This window comes from Candidatus Palauibacter sp. (genome assembly GCF_965237495.1).
In the GTDB taxonomy this organism is placed as follows: domain Bacteria; phylum Gemmatimonadota; class Gemmatimonadetes; order Palauibacterales; family Palauibacteraceae; genus Palauibacter.
Genome location: NZ_OZ250143.1, coordinates 2,060,902 through 2,080,055 on the forward strand (window position 1 = coordinate 2,060,902; position 19,154 = coordinate 2,080,055).

Below are 19,154 nucleotides of genomic sequence, written 5' to 3' on the forward strand. Positions count from 1 at the left end.
CTCACGCTGGACCTCGGCGAGGCCGGGTGTCAGGCGATTACCGTACTTGTACCACGCGGCGTCCAATTGTTCGGGGCCACCGTTATAGACTTTCCACCACACTTAGGACAAACGCTCGCCCCTCCTTTAGGATGTCACTGAATTCCGTGAGCGATAGTAACGGTCCGCTCGATACGGTAACCTGCTCACCATCCACGAGTCGAGCCATGGTGCCTCGCGCGGAGGTCGGGACAATAGGTGTGTAAACGTCATCAGGCGGCGATCCTCTCCCGACCCTCGGGGACGGGCTTTCCGTCCTCGAACCTCCTCCCTTCGTAGACATCCCCGAGCAAGTGCGGCGCGTTGAGCTTCCTGAACCTCTTCTCGGCCACCAACAGCAGCCTCCAGATCAGCGCGGTGGCGTTGTCGACCCGCTTGAACCGCTTCGCGGCCGTCGTGCGCAGCCGGACCGAGGCGAACGGGCTCTCCACGACGTTGGTCGTCCTCAGGTGCCGCCAGTGCTTCTCCGGATAGTCGTAGAAGGCCGTCATGCGGTCCCAGTTGTAGCGCGACAATCAGGATGAGAAGCCAGCGACAATCAGGGTGAGAGAGCCGGAGGTGGTTGTGGCCGGCCCGAAGTTTGGTGTTTTCCCCTTGAACGGAGAGACGCCAAGTGCCGGGCCGACACATCACGGACCACCAGAAGGAGCTCTACATGACGCACCGGAAGAAGGACCGTCCCGCGCTGGCTGCGGCGAGGGCGGGGTTCAGCACGGCGACGGCGTACCGGATCGAAGCGGATCCCGGGCGGTCGTCGGAGAAGAGGAAGCCGAGGGAGCGAAGGCGCCCGGATCCGCTGGCGGGGATCTTCGAGGAGGAGATCGTACCGCTGCTGGAGGCGAGCCCGGGGCTGCGGGCGGTGGCGCTGTACGAGGAGATGATGCGGCGCCATCCGGATCTGCACCCCGGGGTGAGGCGGACGCTTGAGCGGCGGGTGCGGGGCTGGAAGGCGAAGTACGGGCCGGAGCGGGAGATCATCTTCCGGCAGAAGCACGAGCCGGGGCGGCGGGGCCTGTCGGACTTCACCGACGCCGGGGCGCTGGGGGTGAGCATCGCCGGTGAGCCGCTGGTGCACAAGCTGTACCACTTCCGGCTGGAGTACTCGGGGTTCTGCCATGTGGCGGCGGTGCTGGGCGGGGAGAGCTACGTGGCGCTGGCCGGGGGGCTGCAGGATGCGCTGTGGGCGCTGGGCGGCGTGCCGAAGGAGCACCGGACGGACAGCCTGTCGGCGGCGTTCCGGAACCTGAAGCGGGAGGCAAGGGAGGATCTGACGGCGCGGTATGAGGCGCTGTTGGATGACTACGACATGAAGGGGAGCCGGAACAACCGGGGCCGGGCCCACGAGAACGGTTCGGTCGAGGGTCCGCACGGACACCTGAAGCGGGCGATCGAGGATGCGCTGCTGCTGAGGGGCTCGCGGGACTTCGAGACGACCGGGGAGTACCGGGCGTTCCTGGGCCAGGTGGTAAGCCGCCGCAACGCCCGCAACCGGGAGCGGATCGACGCGGAGCGGGCGGTGCTGGGGCCGCTGCCGGGGCGGCGCAGCGACGAGTTTGAGGAGACGCTGGTGCGGGTAACGACCACGGGCGGCTTCACGTTGCGCCGCGTGTTCTACACGGTGCCCTCGCGTCTGGTCGGACACCGGCTGCGGGTGCGGCTGTACGACGACCGGCTGGTGGTGTACGCGGGCACGGAGCAACTCATGACGCTGCCGCGGGGCCACGCGGGCCCGGGAGGGCGGCGCGGGCGGGTCGTCAACCACCGGCACGTGCTGCCGTCGCTCAGGCGCAAGCCGATGGCGCTGCTCAACTGGGTCCACCGCGACGGCCTGTTTCCCCGCGGCGCCTACCGCCGCGCCTTCGACGCGCTGCGCGAAGGTCTGGACGACCGCGAGACCTGCCGCCGGATGGTGGACCTGCTCGCCCTGGCCCACGACCACTGCTGCGAAGCCCGGCTGGCGGCCGAGATCGACCGGGGACTCGATGCCGGGGAACTCCCCGATCCGGAGCTCCTGCGCAAGCGCTTCCCGCCGAAGCCGGACGGCATCCCGGATGTCGGCATGGCCCTGCCGCCCGTGGCGGACTACGACGACCTCGGTGCCCCCGCCCCGCACGCCGGAGGACTCTCATGAGCGACCGTTTCGTCGTGGATCCGCCGCAACTCGACCTGCTGCTGAAGCAGCTGCGGCTGCCGACCATGCGCGCGCTGTGGCGTGGCTTCACCGAGCGTGCGGACCGGGAGGGCTGGTCGGCGGCGCGCCTGCTCGCCGCGCTGGCCAGCCAGGAGGTCACCGACCGCGAGCGCCGGCGCTTCGAGCGGCACCGGGCCGAGGCGAAGCTGCCGCCGGGCAAGACGCTCGACAACTTCGACTTCACCCTCGTGCCCGCGGTGTCGAAGGCGCGCGTGGGAGTCCTGGCGAGCGGCGACACCTGGCTCGATGAGGGCGCAAACGTGCTTTTGTTCGGGCCGCCCGGAACGGGCAAGAGCCACTTGGCAGCGGGTCTCGGGCTCAGGCTGGTCGAGAACGGGTTCCGGGTGCTCTACCAGCGCACGGCGAACCTGGTCCAGAAGCTCCAGGCGGCACGCCGGGACCTCGCCCTCGAAGGAGCCATCCGCAAGCTCTACAAGTACCATCTGCTCGTCCTCGACGACTTCTCCTACGTGACCTCGGAGAATGCGGAGACCAGCGTGCTCTTCGAACTCATCGGCGCCCGCTACGAGAACCGCTCGCTCCTGGTGATCGCCAACGAACCCTTCAGCGCCTGGGGCAGGATCTTCGGCGGCGACGCCATGACCCTTGCCGCCGTCGACCGCCTCGTCCACCGCTCCCACATCTTCGAACTCAACGTCGAGAGCTACAGACGCCGGGCGGCCATCGCGGCCAGGCGGGCAGAGGCGGGGGAGCCGGCGGACGGGACGCAAGCGGGAGGACCGGAATCGGGCTGACGCGGCCACGAAAACGCTTCGATGTCTGTCGAAAGACCGGCACGGGGCCCGAGGATGCGGCTCTGAACGGCGCCCAGAGCCGTCCAAGGGCGCATCAACGAAGCTTCGAACCCCTCCGGATCGCCCAAGCCGGGGCGAAACCGCCCGGTTCCGGGCAATCCCGGCCGCAAACGGCCCGAGGATCCGCCCGCAGAGACCGCCGAACAGGCTTCACCCTACCCTTACCCCTCAAAGAATCCGCGCTCCACCGCCCCGCCACCCCGCGCCCTCTTGCCCCGCGTCCCCGAAACCGCCTACATCCTCGCACTCGTAGCGTCGCGACCCCTCGTTCTCACCTTGATTGTCGCAACGTTCTCATCCTGATTGTCGCTGGACACCCAGTCGTCCTCGAGCACGGACACGGCGTTGGGCTGCGTATCCCCATAGCGGGCCCTGAACGCCTTGCGCGCCTCCTTCGCCGCCGCCCGCGAGGGCGCGTACGCCGCCGCGCGCAGCATCTCCCTGGCCACCGCCTGCTCCCTTTTCGGCAGCCGGTCCAGCACGTTGGCCGTCTTGTGGTTCCAGCACCGCTGCTCGGCGGTCTCCGGCCACACCTCCCGCGTCGCGCCCCAGATGCCCAGGTTCCCGTCGGCGACCAGGAGCTTCGGAGTCCCGAGCCCCCGAGCCTTCAGATCCCTCAGCACCGCCGCCCACGACGCCGTCGACTCGCGGTAGCCCGGCGTGACCGCCAGCACCTCCTTCGTCCCGTCGCTCATCGCGCCAATGACGACCAGCAGGGCCGCCTTGTCCTTCTCGAGCCCCGCCTTCACGTAGATCCCGTCCGCCCACGCGTACACGAGTTCCCGGTCGCCCAGCGGCCGCCGGCTCCACGCCTCGTGCTCCGCCGTCCACTTCGCCCTGAGCCGCCTCACCGAGGACTTCGACAGCGGCGCCCCCTCGCCCAACAGCCCCCTGAGCGCCAGCTCGAAGTCGCCCTCGGCCAGCCCGTGCAGGTACAGCTCCGGGATCAAGTCGCCCACCTCCCGCGTCCGGCGCGCGAACAACGGCAGCACCCGGCTCTCGAACCGCTCCTCCAAGCCCCTGACCCGAGGCCGCCGCACCTCGATCGTCCCCGAACTCATGGCCAGACGCCTCGGCTTCCCGTACCCGTTCCGGTAGCCCGGAGGCGCGTCCACCGCCGCACGCCGCTCAGACTTCACCCGGCCCAAGAGCTCCGTCACCTCCTCCTCCAGCGCCGCCTGGATCATGTCCCGCGCCTGCTCCCGCACCCACACCTCCAGCGTCTCCCACGCTGGCCCGTCGAATCTCTCCCGCGTATCGTTGCCCATGAGGCGACGTCCTTTCTCCGGGTTTGCCCCCGGATCCGCTGTGATTGGTCAGCTGAAAGGTACGTCGCCTCCCTTTTTACACACCTTTTGTTCCTACCTCCCTCGCGCAAGCATTCTGCCCTGTTGACTCATCTGCGTATGCTGGAGCTTGTTGCGTAACGAGATTATGCTGTCACTTACGTCTTCTAGGCTAACGGGCATTTCCAGTGAACTCTCCTCACTGATCTCTCGTATAATCTTTAACGCATTCGCTAAGGGAACAAACACTTCCTCCGTTAGCGCCAGCGCATTGAGAGTCAACTCAAGGCGCACTTTCTCCGATGATTCTGTACCCCGCCTCTCAAGCGAGTCCATTACAGATGACCAAAGGACAAATGCCGCGTCTAGTTTACGAGCCAACTCGAGCAGACGGCGTCGAAGCTGCTCCGGTTGGGATCCTAGGAGGATTCCGTTGCACCGCCAGACAGTACCCGATACTGGGGCATACCCTCCGCGTCCAACAACGGCAGGCTTGTCTAATTCGTTCACCCCGATGGATATGGCCCCGGACTCAAAAATCAGCTGGTCGCCTTCTTGGAGGGTCGGCGGATCAGCTGACTCCGGGTCTTCATCTGATCGGAGTGTCCTTACAAACACCTTCTTTCCCTCTCGCCGGGCAGTTGTGATCCTCGCACTCCCCAGAAACATCGTGCCGTCCGGGCCTCCCCAAAAGCTCGTATGGGTAATCGGCGCCTGCTCTTCCATGAGAATCGTCCTCTTGTCTGCTGCTTCACTTCAACTTGAATACACATAGCCGGTTCGTCGACGCTTGGCTACCTGTCCTCCCGAGTGAACGGCGACCTGATAAGGATATCGTCCCAGTCAACCGCGGATGTACATCTTTCGGCCACGTTTGCATAATCCGCCAACATGAGAGCGGACCTATCACATATAGGCGGCAGACCATCATTGCAACCGGGCGAGTGTAGGGATCCGGATGCACGGTCCGGATCCCGCGCGCGGCTGCCAGTGCTCCGCGAGCCGGCTGAACTTCTCTCCTCCAGGTTGACGACGCTCATCGCTCCTCCCGCTCCTCCGGGGGCGGGATCACGCGCGTGAGATATTCCGCGAGTTCCGGGTCGGGGGACGCGGCGCGACCTTCGTCCGAGGGAGGCGGATAGCTCGGCAGCGCACGATACGGGAGCGGCACGACACGGTCTCCCGTGGCGGTGTTGAGATCGCCGTCCTTCACCCAGCCGTCGGAGTAGACCAGGAAGGTCCGCGTCCAGCCTTCGGGGAGCGGCGGGAAGGCAGCCGCATCGAAACGCAGAGTGATCTCGTCGCCGGCGTTCTGGATCACGTAGCGATCGTCGCCTTCGGCCACGAGATCCGTCACGTCCCCATAGCGGGTGTAGAGACCGAAGAGGTCGTGCCACCGCGGCTCTACCGTGACGGAATCATAGTCGAACCAGTGGGGTCCGTAGCGGCCGCCCTTTCTGAATTCGCGCGCGAACCCTCGATAGTGAATGTCCGACGCCGCGGGCATGACTGACGTCACGCGAACCTCGTCCGCCGCGGGGTGGGGAGCGCCTGCCGTGAAGAAGGCCTCGTCCCAGTAGACCATGAGGTTCGTGCGGATCCGGACCCGGCGGTCGTGGGTCGGGAAGAGGCCGCGCAGGTCGGCGACGACCGTCTTGTCCTTCCCCGACGGGAAGCTGAGGCCGGGGATCGCGGGCTGCCACTCGCCTCCGGGGCCCATCACGTCGAGTTCCGGGAAGTGCGGCTGGAGCGCGTCCGACTGCCCGATCGCGACGTTGATGCTCGCGTCCGTGGGGAAGATCCACCCCGTGAGGAAGAGCGTCACGTCCCCGGAGGCCGCCTCGGGCCCGAGGTCGAGGATCAACTCGTGCGGCTCGGCGATGCCCTGGAAGCGGCCGGGGCGGAACGACGAGACATAGTCGAAGTCGCGCTCGGCGAGCGCCTCGCGGTGATCCCTCCCGTCTTCGTCCGTGGCCGAGACCGGCTGGTGGCGCTCACCCACACGCCACAGCTCAAGTTCGACCGGGGCGGGTGGAATGAACCCCTCGTTCACATAGACGTCGATCTCGGAGGGATGGTCGACGGCGACGAGGTTCACGCCGTCCACGTAGATCGTCTCCCACAGTTCCTCGGTGATCTGCATCACGTACTCGCCGTCGCGCGGCTGGAGCACGCCGTCGGGGAGACGCCGGTATTCCTGCGAGGGGAAGGCGGGCGCGTAGGCGCGCTGCCCGCCGCCGAGGATGCCCAGCGGCATGCCGAGCGCGCTCTTCCACATCATGTCGCCCACGAACTCGAACCCGTCGCCGTCCCACACGTAGAGCATGGGACACGAGCCCTTGAGCGTCTGCTGTTCGATCAGGTCCTGGTCGGTGCCGGGGAAATAGAGGTCCTGCGGCACCCCGTTGGGCCAGTAGACGCGCACAACATCCGCTTTGAGGCGGCCGTCGAGCCCGACGAGCGTCGTGGGGTCGGTCACGGTGTGGACCTGGAACAGGTCTCCGGCCCGGACCTCGACACGCGCGCCGATCCCGAAGCGGTTGTTCTTGCGGCTCCCTTCCCCGAGTCCCGCGAGGTCGAGCCTCAGGTAGTGGTTCGCGTTGCCGCCGTCGTTACGCAGCAGGCGCGGGCGGCCATCGGTTCCGAGAACGATGAGGTCGGCGTCGCCATCCTCGTTGTAGTCGAAGGAATGAACGGCCCGGAGCGGGAACGGGAAGTCGGGGAGGAACTGGGCGGCGGGCCCGAGACGCCCCTCTCCCTCGTTGCGGAACAGCCGCAGCCCGGAGTCGGAGCCCGTGCCCGAGGCTGGGGGCGTGCCCGCGACCGCCAGGTCCAGCCGGCCGTCGTTGTCGAAGTCGACGAAGAGCATATCACGCGGGACGAGGCCGTTCAGCGGCAGTTGCGCGGCGAGCGTGAACAGGTCGGCGGCCGAGCCGTGCAGCAGGCGGACGCCGTCGGCTCCGGCGGCCGCGATGTCCAGCCAGCCGTCCCCGTTCACGTCGCCGACCGCGACGGTCTGCGCATCCGCGGCCGCGGCCGGGCTGGCGCCGCCGGTCGCCGCCCCGGAGAGGCGCTCGGTCCGCTCGCGGAAGGTGCCCCCGCGCTCGTTGTCGAAGAGCCGCAGGCCGCCCGCGCCCTCGGCGAGGACGACGTCGAGATCCCGGTCGTCGTCGAGATCCGCGAAGGCCGCGGCCCGCGTGTCGGAATCCGGGGCTCCCGCGAGGCCGAAGTCGGACGCCATCTCCGCGAAGCTCAGATCGCCGTTGTTTCGGAAGAGGCGGTTCACGCCGGTCCGGGCCTCGAACACATCCAGGTCCCCGTCCTGGTCGAGGTCCGCAACGAAGACGTCGTTCGTCGCGCCGGCCGCGCCCCCCGCCTCCGGCGGCAACTCGATCTCGCGGAAACCACCGGCGGGGTCGTTCTGATAGAGGCGCGAGGCGGACCCGGCGAGCCATGCGTCCAGCCGACGGTCGTCGTCGATGTCCACCCACAGGGCGACGGCGGCGCCCCCCGCGCCCGGGGCGATCGTCCCCAGTTCGTCGGAGGCATCGACGTAGCGTCCGAGGTCGACGCGGAGGAAACGCCCGTCCCCGCCATGGCTCCACAGGAGGTCCTCGTCGCCGTCGCCGTCGAAGTCGCCGACGGCGATCGCGGCGGCGGGCTCCGTTCCGTCAGCGGGCGGGAGCCCTGCGGCGAGCGCCTCGAGGCCGGCCAGGTCCGACGCGTGCGTGTAGCGGAGCGCGGCGAGGACGGCTTCCGGCTCCTGGATGCGGAGCGAGGTCAGGAAGCTGAAGTCGAGCGTGGCGACGCCGGCGAGGGGGCCGCCCGGCGACCTCAGCTCTTCCAGACTCGCCTGATAGGGCGAGGTCACCTCGAACGCTGCCCGGAAATCGGCGAACTGGCTGCGCGCCGTCGATCCGTCGGCCTGGCGGATCGCGTCTTCGGCGGTCTCGAAGGCCGCGCGCGGACGGTCCCGGAAGTCGGGGGCGATCTGCCGCAGGCTCTCGAGGGTGCCGAGAGCAGCGTCCAGTTCGTCGCGCGCGAGGTACGCATCCGCCAACTCGACGAGCGCGGCCAGGTTGCCCGGCGCGGCGGCCGCGAGGCGCGCCAGGAAAGCCGCCCGGTCGTCCGACGCCACGCCGCCCGCCCGGGCCTCCAACCCGGCCCGCGCCCACAACGAGCGCGCGTGCGCCGAGTCCGCCGCGAGCGTGCCGTCGAGCAGTTCCCGGGCTTCGTCGAACGCCCCCATCTCCGTCCGCAGCGTGGCGAGCGCGAGCGCGAGTTCCGGATCCTCGGGCGACCGCTCGAGCGCCTCGAGGAGGTTTTCCTCCGCCGTCTCGTAGTCCGCCGCCTTCAGCGCCGTGAGCCCGAGCCCGGCGTATCCGGCCGCCTCGGCGGGCACCATCTCCACGAGTCGCTGGTACTCAACTCGCGCGTCCTCGAGACGGTCCTGCTGGAGCGCCGCGTCTCCCGCCCCGCGCGCCGCGAGGATGTCCGTCAGCGAGGCCTCGGGCATCGGCGGCCCCGTTTCGCCGCAGGCGACGAGTCCCAGAACCGCGACGAACGCGCCCCTCCGCACCGCAATCGCCCGCAAGAATCCCTTTCTCAGCGCTCTCTTCCTTTCTGTTGGGAGGCAGTCGCGGTTCGGACGGCCATGGCGGCCGCCTCCCGGATCACGATCTCCTCGCCGGCTTCGACCGGCCCCACGACGCTCCGGCCCCCGGCCGGCCACATGACGACCACGCTGTCGGCCCGCGGCGCCCCGCCGAGGCCGGCGAGCGCGGGGTTCGTCTCGGACTGCGACAGGTACGACGAGGCCGTGGACACCGCGAACCGCTGCCCGACATCCCCCACGAAGACCCGCACCGTGGCGCCGATCGCGCCGAGGTTGGGCGCGGCCCCCTCCAGGCGCAGCCGCACCCACCCCGGCCCGGGCTCCAGGTCGTTCCGGAACAGCTTGGCGGGCCCGCCGTTCGTGGAAATGACGAGATCCAGGTCCCCGTCACGGTCGAAGTCCAGCGTCGCCACCCCGCGCGCCACGATCGGCGCGTCGAACCCTCCGCCGACCAGACCCCCGACGTCGACGAAGCCCCCGCGGGCGTCGTTCCGGAACAGCAGCGGCGGCTGCGCGAAGGTCACGTCCGCCTGGATCGCCTCGATCTCCGGCTCGATATGGCCGTTCCCCAGCACGAGATCGACGTAGCGGTCCAGGTCCAGATCCGCGAAGCGCAGCCCGAAGGTCAGCGGCAGGAGCGTGGAGCGCGTGAGCCGCGCCGCCCCCGCCAGATCCTGGAACAGCCCCGCCTGGATCTCCGTGAACAGCGACACCGGTTCGTTCGAGAAGTTTCCGATCCCGATCGAGAGCTGCCCGCGGTTGAGGATATCTCCCACGTCCACGCCCATGCCGGCGCGCGCCCGCCCGAACTCGTCGAAGGCGACCCCCGCGTCGAGCGCCACGTCGACGAATTTCCCATCCCCCCGGTTCTCGTACAGGAAGTTCTGGTAGGTGTCGTTCGCGATCGCGACATCCGGCAGCTCGTCTCCCGTAAAATCGTCCACCGCGATCCCGAGCGACTTTCCGTCCGGGTTGTCGAGCCCCGACTCGGCCGTCACGTCCCGGAACCGCCGGGCTGCGCCGCTCGGGCCGCCCGATCCGCTCCCGCCGGGGACTTCGTTTCTCAGGAGACGGCAGGACTCGCCGTTGTATTCCTCCGGGGTCGCGTACGACTTGTTCACGCCGTCGCGACTGAAGAAGAGGTCGGTCTCCGGGGTCCAGTCCACATAGTTGCAGACGAGGAGGTCGAGCCACCCGTCGCCGTCCGCGTCGAACCACGCCGCGGCGGTCGACCACGCCGCCTCCGCCGCGCCCGGGGCGTTCCCCTCGGTCCCCGTCTCGCGAGTCACATCGGTGAAGCGGCCGCCATCGTTCCGGTACAGCCGATTGTCGCCGACCGCCGTCACGTAGAGGTCCGTGTCGCCGTCCGCGTCGTAGTCGGCCGCCGTTCCCCCCATCCCGTAGATGGGTCGCCCGAGCCCGGCCTCCGCCGTCACGTCCCGGACCGTCCCGTCCCCGAGGTTGCGCAGGAGCATGGAGGCGGCGCCCCGGTCCTCGGCGCGTCCCTCCCACCCGGTGCTGTTCACGAAGAAGAGGTCGGGCCAGCGGTCTCCGTCGTAGTCGAGGACGATGACCCCACTCCCCATCGTCTCCGGCATCCACTTCTCGCCGAAGGCGCCTGTCGCGTGCACGAAATCGATGCCCGCCGCGGCGGTGACGTCGGTGAACCGGATGGAGGTGGACGCGTCGCTCCCGGCGCGTTCGGTGAAGCCCGGGCGCGTCTGCGTATACGAGGGCGCCTCCCCGCTCTCCGACTCGCCTCCACCGCAGGCGGCCGCCGCCGGAGCGAGCACCCAGACGGCGAGTAGAACTGTCCTGTGAGCGCTCATGGCCCTCCGCCGCCGCCCGGACGCACCGCCTCTGCCGAAGCCTCCGTCCGCGCCGAAGACCCGGCCGGGACGACCGGCCGCAGTTCGTGCGTGTGGATGTCCTGTGCCATGAGGTTCACGCCCGGGTTCTCCGCCCTGTAGGACCTCGTGATCGCCTGCGCCGCCTCGTCGATCCGGTAGCGCTCGAACGCCGCTTCGGCCAGCGCCGCCTCCTCGTCGCGTCCCAGGGCCCGCAGGCTCAGCATGCGGTTGTAGTGCGCCTGCCGGTGCTCGGGATCGATCGCCAGCGTCCGGTCCAACGCCTCGACCGCCGCCTCGTACCGGCGGGCAAGGTATCGCGTCCGCCCCAACTGGAACCAAGCCTCGCGATCCTCCGGAAACGCGTCGAGCACCGCAAGGTAGGCGGCCTCTGAAGCATCGTACGCCCCGTCCTCCTGGTGCGCCCCGCCCCACACCCACGCCACGCGGGGGTCCCCCGGACTGATGGTCTCGGCGCGCTCGAGGTTGTCGAACGCGTCGCCGAGGTTACCGGCAATGAGCGCCATGCGCGCCAGGTTGAGCGGCCCATCCACACGGTCGGGGAAGAGTTCTCCCACGCGCTGGAACGGACGCTCTGCGAGGCGGGTGTTCCCTTCCCTGAGGAGGGCGATCCCGTAGTCGTTGTAGCGGACCCAGATCTCCTCGTCCTGCGCCTCGGTCGAGACGGGATCCACGCGCCCGCCCACGCCGATCACGACCTCGTCAGTGGCGATCTCTGTCACCGGCAGGTCCGGGACGTCGTCGAACTCCGCGAACCCCGCCGGGTTGGCGCCGAACGCGAACTCCGTGTACGCCCGGTCGAACTTGCGCCACAGCACCCGCGCCCGCGCCGTGAGCGAACCCGCCGGGAGGTCGGGGGGCAGCGTGATCCGGTAGTGCGCCACGTCCGCGCTCCCGGGACCGATCACGTTCACCGCCGCGGTCACGTGGATGTCCTGCGCGTTCCGCTTCCGGATCGGCCGCCCATCCCCGTCGAGGATCACGGCCTTGAACACGTGCGCCATGGGGTCGAGGTGCCCGTCCGGCCCGATCTCGCCGCTGATCGCGACCCGCCGCCCCTCGTCATCCACCAGTTCGAACTCGAGCCAGCCCTCGTTGGAGTCGTTAGTCCCCCCGGGGAAGGTGTGTCCCACGCCCTGGTTCCGGACGACGACCTCGAAGGTGACGGTCTCCCCCGGAGACAGGCTCGGGGGCGAGAGGTCGAGTCCCATCACCGGCTCGTCGTCGGGGCCCCGACGGAGGGCGAAGATGTCGACGCGCAGCTTCTCGTCCCGCAGGAATTCCTCGATGCGGCGCAGCGTCGCGGTGTCGCCGCGCAGGAAGGGGAGCGCGGTGTTGGCGGCGAGGAAGCGGTGCGAGCGCACGCGCCCGTTCTCGGCCGACACATCGCCGAGCGGTGCCTCCTCCGACGGCATGTGACAGTCCTGGCACACGCGGGCGGCGGCGGGGAGGTAGAAGGTGCGCGAGGCGTTGCGCGCCACGCCGCTGTCGTGCCAGGCGTCGTACTCGTTCTGCCCGCGCAGCCAGCGATAGTTATTGACGGGCTCCGTCAGGCTCACCTTGTGGCAGGTGGCGCAGAACTCCGACGTAGAGTGGAGCGGCTTGAGGAGCTGCCCCATGTGGACGGAGGGCTTGGCCTTGAGCGCCGCGTCGTGCAGGTAGGCGCCCAGCGTGCCCGCCTCGGCGTCCGCGAACAGGTACGGGTCCTCCTGCTCGTCGGCGATGTTGTAGTTGCCGTTTCCCGTGTTGTCGTGGATGCGGTCGATCGCGTGGCAGGCGAGACAGGTGAGTCCCGCCTGCGCCTCCACGGTGGCGGGGTCGATCGGCGCATCCATGGCGCCGGCCAGCATGAGCGCGGGGTCGTGACACCCGCTGCACCACTTGCTCTTCACGCGCCCGGCCGCGTCCGGCTCGAGCCCGAACTCCCGCAGGTGCGCGATCACCTCCGGCCCCGCCTCCAGCGACCCCTCCCGCATGTCCTCGATCGTCGCCGTATAGAAGGGGTTGTTGAAGGAGGCGAAGCGGTGCGCGGAGGTCGCCCACTGGGCCGTCACGTCGGGGTGGCAGCGCACGCACTGGGTGGCGCCGATCAGTTCGTCCATCGCGAACCCCCGCCGCTCCACCTCGGACCGGACGCGCGCCGCGCGCTCCCGGGCCGCCTGCGCGGCAAGTTCTCCCGCTTCCGTGCGGGTGATGATGCGGGACGGCAGGTACGTACCGGTGCTTGTCGTGGTCGCCGCCGGGAAGAACGGGCTCCGCGGCGGGACGAGCCCCGTCGGCACGAAGTCGGCCTCCACGAAGCGGGACACGTCCCGGTCCCGGCCCCCCGGACCCTCGTTGAGCCCCCGGGCGAGCGCGGCTTCGGCCTCCGGGGTGAGTTGCAGCCCGCGGTGCGTGAGGCTGTGCCACGCGACGAGGACGACGACGACGCCCCCGGTCGCGAGCGCAAAGCGGCGGGCCCGGATCCGCGGCGGGCGCGCGTAGCTCACGAGCCGGTGCCCGGCGTAGGCGGAGACGATGAGGACGGCGCTCCCCACGTGCGCCCACCACGCCCAGCTGTTCTCCCGGCTCGCGGCCGCGGTGAGGATGAAGAGGCCGGTCAGGACGAGGACGCCGCCCACGAGCCCCATCCCGATCCCGGTCAGGACCGAGGCACGGTGCTTCCGCTTCCACACGGTCGGGAGGTGCGCGGCGAGGAACCCGAACATGATCGCGGCCAGGAGCAGCCCCACCCCCGTGTGCGTGAGCACCATCGTCTGAAACAGCTTGGGGAGCGAGTTCTCCCCCACCGCGAAGAACTCGAGCCCGAGTCCGTCCGCAAGCCGGTTCGCCAGCAGGTAGAGGGTGTTCGCCAGCATGAAGACGGTGACCCCGAGCCCGAACCGCAGCCAGCGCTGGAGCCCCACGCCGAGGATGGAGCGCAGCACCGGCCGTCCGGACCGCTCGCTGGTACCCGAGCCGCCCCCCGCCCTCGCGTCGGCTCCGTTCGAAGCGCGCTTGCCCTTATCCCGTCCTCGTCCGCTCATGCCTCAACGAGACTGCACGGCGCCTACCGGCGCAACCAATCGGGCGTGGAGCCGCGAGTCCATTCGAGTCGACTCCGCGCAGGAGATCCGGGGGATACGTGCGTTGCCTCATCAAGTGGCGCGGCCAGGGATACCGGATCGGTATGGTTTACCTCCGACTGCCTTCGGCGGATCACGTCGTCAAGCGGGTCGCCCAGCGCGTGAGCGAGGGCGGCCACGACATCCCCGAAACGGTCTCCCGCCGCCGGTTCGAGCGAAGCTGGAGCAACTTCGTCGAACTGTACCGCCCCGTTGCCGACGAATGGCAGGTCTACGACACTTCGGGCGGGTTCGCGACCCTCGTCGCCGCGTCGGAGAGTGCTGACATCCTGCCGTTGCCTCCCCTCGGACGGCGCATCCGGGAGGTTCCGGCCGCCACGCACGCAGGCGCGCGAGAAGGGTAAGGGTTAGGACGCCGAGATTATTCTACGGGGAGAGACCCGATGACGAAGGATGCGACGCACGCCCCAGACAGGTTCCCGGACGGAGAGCCTTCGGTCAAGAATGTGATGATCGCGCTAAGACAGGCGCGAAACGACGCACTGGCCCGCGCCGAGGCGGTTCGGCGACGCCAGGCCGAGGCCGCGCGGGAGGAGAAGGTGTCGTCCACTACGGAGGCTTGATAGCGGACGCGCGTAGCTCACCAGCCGGTGCCCCGCGTCGGCGGAGACGATGTCGGCTCTCACACGAGAGTGTTCAGAGGGCCAGCCGGGCGCCGACACGAACCGGGACCGCCACGAGCGTTCGGAGCCCGGGCCTTCCTCCCGGTTCGAACGTGGAAAGGGAGTTCGCCCGCACGGCGAAATCGAACAGGACGGACCAGCGCGATGAGACAGGGAACCCCAGGCGGAGGTTGCCGCCCGCCGCGACATCCCAGTCGAAGGCAAGTTGCCGCCCCCCGTGCAGGATCGCCGTGTAGGATCCGGGGATTCGGGAAGCCCGGACCACACCGGCCTGAGCCGCCACTACAACCCACGGCCCGCCGCCGTCCCCCGCCAGTCTGAACTCGTGTCCGAGCCGGGCCAGGAGACTCGAGACTCCCACGGCACTACCGAACAGGAAGTCCTGCGCGTTGAGGCGATAAAAGTCCAGGTCGATGCCGAACCGGATCGAGGGGCGACCACATTCGAGCCCCAGGACCATGCTCCAACCGCTGGACAGTCTTGCGTCCGGGTCCATGCCATTCGGCACGCGGCCCGCCGGAACAACGGTCCCCAGCGCCATGTCGAGCGAGCAGCCCTGAGCCACCATGGGCGCGGGCAGCAGGACTGATGCGGACAACACCAGCCACTTCATGGCGGATTTCGCCGACCGATCTCGAGAAACTCCTCCAGCGTCAGGTGCCATCGGACAGGTCTCCTCCGAAGGGAATCTCGAGTGCGTAATGTCGCTCACGGGTTGGCCGGGCGCAGCGTCACTCTACTATGTTTATAATAGACTGTCTACTTGCACCGGAGCTGGAGGCGGCAGCGCAGGGCGAGCTGTTGCGACCGGAGTGGGGTAGTGGAAGCCCAGGAGAGCCAGTGCCGCCAAGGACACTCACCAGCCTCATCATCGCGACTTCTCTCGCGGCCTGTGATGCCGGAGCGGGCGCTTCCGGTGCCGGCCCGGACGTCGTGGTCGAGACACGCGGCGACACCACCGTGGTGCGGACCCTGTCGGGAAACGTGTGGGGTGCCGACGCGACGCTGGTTCCGCAGCTCTCGATCGGCGAGGTAGAGGGGCCGGAGGAGTTTCTGTTCGGAGCCATCGGGTCGATCGCGGTGGACGATGACGGGCGGGTGTACGTGCTGGACCGACAGGCCTTCAACGTCCGCGGGTTCGACGCCGACGGTGCCCACATCGAGACCCTCGGGGGACCGGGAGAAGGGCCGGGCGAGTTGAGCACGACCGGGTCGATCGCGATCCTCCCCGGGGGTCGAGTCGCCGCACAGGATCCCCTGAACTCGCGGATCCAGGTCTATGGGCCCGAGCCGAACGAGACGGAGGCTTGGCGCTACGAATCAGGGGCCTTCGTCCTGCCCTTCAAGCCGCTGTTCGTGGACCCGCTCGGCCGGATCCTGGTCGCCGCACCGCAGAGTTCGGCGCCCGGTGACGTCGTCGAGCAGGTCGCCGTCCTGGGCGCCGACGGCGTGCAGCAAGACACGCTCATCCCACCCCACGGTGACTTCGAACCCCCCTCCGTCGAGGTCTACGTCCCCATGTTCGAGCGCTCGGTGACGTCACCCGTTCCGTTGACGGCGCGGCGTCACTGGACCCTGAACCCGGACGGACATTTCGTGACGGGCGTGTCGACCGACTACCGCATCGACTTGGAGGGCGATGCCGGCGTGCTCCGCATCGAGCGCGTTTACGAGCCGGTCGCCGTGTCGGAAGCCGAACGCAGCTACCACCGCGAGGACACGACTCGGAGCATGCGCCTGACCCAGCCCGATTGGAGTTGGAACGGGCCACTGATCCCCGAGACGAAGCCCCCCTTCCGGGGCCTCATCTCTGGCCGCGACGGACGGATCTGGGTACAGCTTTGGACGGAGGCGTATCCCGAGGAGAACGAGGATTACGATCCCGACAACCCGCGCTCCGACCCGGTGACGTGGCCCTCCCCGCTCCGCTACGACGTATTCGATTCGGACGGCACCTACCTGGGCGCGGTGGTCCCCCCGGAGGGTTTCGCGGATTACCCGCAGCCTATCTTCGATGGCGACGACGTATGGGCCGTGACCCGCGACGCCCTCGGCGTCGAGCGCGTCGTGCACTTCCGCCTACAGGTCGGCGGCGGCAACCGATGACCGGCGTGAACGGCCTGGCGCGCACGGCCGCGTTTCTGGCGACGGGGTTGACGGCCTGTTCGGGAGGAGACGTCGGACTTCGGCCACCGGCGTCGCTTGAAGAGCCCATCATCCTGGAGCGCGTGCGTACGGTGATCCGCCAGGACACCACTGAGGGGACCACTTGGCTCAACCTGCCCGGGGGGCTCCAGCACGACTCGATCCGCGGCCATCTCTTCGCCATGGAGCACGGCGACGCCCGGATCGTGCAGTTCAGCACAGACGGCGAGTTCCTGGGCTATTACGGTAGCCGGGGCGACGGACCGGGCGAGATACGGAGCCTCGGAGACTTTGGGTTCGGCGCGGACCACGTCACGCTCCTGGACCGGGGCGCGGGCAAGCTTGTCGTCTTCGATCGCGCGTCGCGCGTGACGAGACTCGAGATCCGGCTGGACCGGAGCATCGGAGATATGGCCGCCATCGACGATACTCTCCTCGCGGTGATCCCGGGCCCGGAGGGTTCGGTCTTCGAAGTGTTCCACACTGATGGGCGCAGCCTCGGATCGTTCGGGGACCGCGACGCCCTGAACGCGACTGCCCGTCCCTTCCATACGATTACGGACATCGGCGGCGGCCGGCTCGTACTCCTCGACGGGGACGTACCCGAGGGGTGGATCCTCGGGCTCGACGGGACGGTGATCGCGGCCTTCGCCTTCGAGGAACTTGCGCAAGTTCTGGACGAATGGCGGAGAGACTTCCTCGAGGTCATGGGCGCCCCAGCGAGCCTCGTCCGAGGCGGAACACCGGTCGGTGGCGGCAAGATCTGGCTTTCCAGCCTGGGCCCCGCTGGTGACGGTTCCTTCTTCGCAATCGCGACGCCGGAGTACCTCCATGTGAACCGGTTCGAGCTCTGGGTGCTCGACGACCGGGGGCGCATGGTGGACCGATATGTGTTCGATCGCCCGTGGATCGGCGCGGACTCCGCATCGTTCCCCACGATCTACGCCCTTGGACACGGCGACGAGTTCGGCGTCTACGAGTACCGGATCCCTCAGCCGGCCGATCCACGCTAGCGAACCGCGTGGCTAAGACATCTGGCAGTCGCGGTTGTTTCCACTCGACTACTATCTTTATAATAGTTCATCTGCGTGCGCCGCAGGATGGCGGAAATGCGCAGCGGCGAGGCGCCACGATCGAGAGCGGGGTACGGGGATGATGCTTGTGAACAGCCTCAGATGGACGCTTCCGTTCCTCGCCGCGGGGTTCGCGGCCTGCTCGGGCCCGGAGGCCGACGCCTCCGCCTCGCTCGACCGACCGGTCACGCTTGAGCGCGGCCGCACGATCGTCCGTCAGGACACTACCCCGGCGACCGCCTGGCTCAACCAACCGAACCAGCTTCACTACGACTCCGTCGGCGGGCACCTGTTTGGCTTGGAGTGGGGCGACCGTCGGATCGTGCAGTTCACGACCAGCGGCGAGTTCCTGGGTTACTTCGGCAGCCCGGGCGAGGGTCCCGGAGAGATCAGCAATCTCGGTGACTTCGGGGTGGGCGCTGACCACGTGACCGCCCTGGACGGGGGATCGGGCAAGCTGGTCGTCTTCGACAAGTCTTCGCGACAGATGCGGGTCGAGATCCGCCTCGACCGGCCCCTCAGGAGCCTGGCGGCCATCGGGGACACGCTGCTCGCCGTACTTCCGGGCACGGACGGCTCCCTCTTCGAGCTGTTCCACATCGACGGGCACACCCTTGGCTCGTTCGGAGACGGTGCTTTCCTGACCGGTATCTGTAGTTGTTCGATCACGCACATCGGTGACGGCAGGCTCGTGGTGCTGAACGCCGATATCCCCGAGGGACAGCTCCACCGGCTGGACGGGTCGCTGCTCGGGGCCTTCACCTTCGCGGAACTCGACCATGTGCTGGCCGAATGGCAGGTGGCGTTCGGTGAAAAGCTGCGGCGCGCTTCAGGGCTGGTCGGCCCGGCAGGGCAACGCGTAATGGGCGGAAAGATCTGGGTCAAAATGGCAGGCGTCACGGACGATGGCTCCTTCCTCGTGACCGCCACGCCCGAGGATCTCGGCGTCAACCCGTGGGAACTTTGGAGACTCGATCATCAAGCCCGCATTACCGACCGTCACAGATATTTCGCGAATCTACCGCCGGTTGCTCGTGGGATCATACAGCTTGCGTCAAGACGTGGACGCCCCCCAAATTTAGGGGGTGTCGGCGTCGGGGTTCGTCCCGGCCCGGGGAACGTCCAAAAGAGGAGGGTCGATTGCCGCCACCGTGGGTTCATGCGAAGGCGCTGGATAGGTCAGCCGAGGGTGAAGCGGGTCGCTCCGCCGAAGATCGAGCTACCGGCGGAAGGCTCGCTGCGGGACTGGTTCGCGGGTGAGTAACAAGACGCCTCGGGAGGCGCCGAAGAGGTAGCCGAACACGAGACACGGGGGGACGGATTGAGAACACGGAAGCTTCGGCGGGCGCGGTCCACTACGAGATCGGGGCGCGG

General features: G+C 68.5%; 11 protein-coding genes and 2 pseudogenes. 7 read left to right on the plus strand and 6 right to left on the minus strand.

What is annotated here, in order from left to right; genetic code table 11:
• Positions 1–251: 251 nt before the first annotated feature.
• Positions 252–542 (minus strand): annotated as a pseudogene (locus tag ACPXY0_RS08975) (transposase); the annotation flags it as partial.
• 110 nt (positions 543–652) lie between these two features.
• Here ACPXY0_RS08975 and istA point away from each other — a divergent pair.
• Together istA and istB are read left to right on the plus strand one after the other, a co-directional pair.
• Entirely contained in the window at positions 653–2,170 is a 1,518-nt protein-coding gene (istA, locus tag ACPXY0_RS08980) for an IS21 family transposase (RefSeq protein ID WP_423930412.1), read from the plus strand.
• Positions 2,167–2,985, plus strand: a complete 819-nt coding sequence (gene istB / locus ACPXY0_RS08985; RefSeq protein ID WP_419167119.1) for an IS21-like element helper ATPase IstB — start codon at positions 2,167–2,169, stop codon at positions 2,983–2,985. The genes istA and istB overlap by 4 nt, the downstream gene beginning before the upstream one ends.
• Before the next feature lie 377 nt (positions 2,986–3,362).
• On the opposite strand, the pseudogene ACPXY0_RS08990 reads toward istB, so the two are convergent.
• The 4 genes and pseudogenes from ACPXY0_RS08990 to ACPXY0_RS09005 form a co-directional block, all read right to left on the minus strand.
• Positions 3,363–4,313: pseudogene (locus ACPXY0_RS08990) on the minus strand (IS256 family transposase); the annotation flags it as partial.
• 1,054 nt (positions 4,314–5,367) lie between these two features.
• On the minus strand, positions 5,368–8,925 hold the full coding sequence (locus ACPXY0_RS08995) for an FG-GAP-like repeat-containing protein (protein WP_423930414.1): 3,558 nt from the start codon (positions 8,923–8,925) through the stop codon (positions 5,368–5,370).
• A gap of 11 nt (positions 8,926–8,936) precedes the next feature.
• A complete protein-coding gene (locus ACPXY0_RS09000; RefSeq protein WP_423930416.1) occupies positions 8,937–10,775 on the minus strand; it encodes a CRTAC1 family protein in 1,839 nt (612 codons plus the stop codon).
• Entirely contained in the window at positions 10,772–13,741 is a 2,970-nt protein-coding gene (locus ACPXY0_RS09005) for a tetratricopeptide repeat protein (RefSeq protein WP_423930418.1), read from the minus strand. Before ACPXY0_RS09005 ends, ACPXY0_RS09000 begins: the two co-directional genes overlap by 4 nt.
• Before the next feature lie 197 nt (positions 13,742–13,938).
• Between ACPXY0_RS09005 and ACPXY0_RS09010 the strand changes: the two genes are divergently transcribed.
• Complete coding sequence (locus ACPXY0_RS09010; RefSeq protein WP_423930420.1) at positions 13,939–14,283, plus strand: hypothetical protein; 345 nt, start codon at positions 13,939–13,941, stop codon at positions 14,281–14,283.
• Between the two features lie 39 nt (positions 14,284–14,322).
• Complete coding sequence (locus ACPXY0_RS09015; protein ID WP_423930422.1) at positions 14,323–14,502, plus strand: hypothetical protein; 180 nt, start codon at positions 14,323–14,325, stop codon at positions 14,500–14,502.
• 73 nt (positions 14,503–14,575) lie between these two features.
• On the opposite strand, the gene ACPXY0_RS09020 is transcribed toward ACPXY0_RS09015, so the two are convergent.
• On the minus strand, positions 14,576–15,175 hold the full coding sequence (locus ACPXY0_RS09020) for a hypothetical protein (protein ID WP_423930424.1): 600 nt from the start codon (positions 15,173–15,175) through the stop codon (positions 14,576–14,578).
• Positions 15,176–15,402: 227 nt separating this feature from the next.
• On the opposite strand from ACPXY0_RS09020, the gene ACPXY0_RS09025 reads away from it, so the two are divergent.
• The 3 genes from ACPXY0_RS09025 to ACPXY0_RS09035 all read left to right on the plus strand — a co-directional run bounded on the left by ACPXY0_RS09025 (position 15,403) and on the right by ACPXY0_RS09035 (position 19,044).
• On the plus strand, positions 15,403–16,668 hold the full coding sequence (locus ACPXY0_RS09025; protein ID WP_423930426.1) for a 6-bladed beta-propeller: 1,266 nt from the start codon (positions 15,403–15,405) through the stop codon (positions 16,666–16,668).
• Positions 16,665–17,720 carry a hypothetical protein gene (locus tag ACPXY0_RS09030; RefSeq protein WP_423930428.1) on the plus strand — a complete coding sequence of 352 codons (1,056 nt, stop codon included), beginning with the start codon at positions 16,665–16,667 and terminating at the stop codon, positions 17,718–17,720. The genes ACPXY0_RS09025 and ACPXY0_RS09030 overlap by 4 nt, the downstream gene beginning before the upstream one ends.
• A gap of 148 nt (positions 17,721–17,868) precedes the next feature.
• The gene (locus ACPXY0_RS09035) at positions 17,869–19,044 is read left to right on the plus strand and encodes a hypothetical protein (RefSeq protein ID WP_423930430.1); all 1,176 of its coding nucleotides are present in this window, start codon (positions 17,869–17,871) and stop codon (positions 19,042–19,044) included.
• The last annotated feature ends 110 nt before the right edge of the window (positions 19,045–19,154 follow it).

Coding starts and splice junctions, on each gene's coding strand:
- istB (WP_419167119.1), top strand. CDS start 2,167: ATGAGCGACCGTTTCGTCGTGGATCCGCCGCAACTCGACCTGCTGCTG.
- ACPXY0_RS09000 (WP_423930416.1), bottom strand. CDS start 10,775: ATGAGCGCTCACAGGACAGTTCTACTCGCCGTCTGGGTGCTCGCTCCG.
- ACPXY0_RS09015 (WP_423930422.1), top strand. CDS start 14,323: ATGACGAAGGATGCGACGCACGCCCCAGACAGGTTCCCGGACGGAGAG.
- ACPXY0_RS09020 (WP_423930424.1), bottom strand. CDS start 15,175: ATGAAGTGGCTGGTGTTGTCCGCATCAGTCCTGCTGCCCGCGCCCATG.
- ACPXY0_RS09030 (WP_423930428.1), top strand. CDS start 16,665: ATGACCGGCGTGAACGGCCTGGCGCGCACGGCCGCGTTTCTGGCGACG.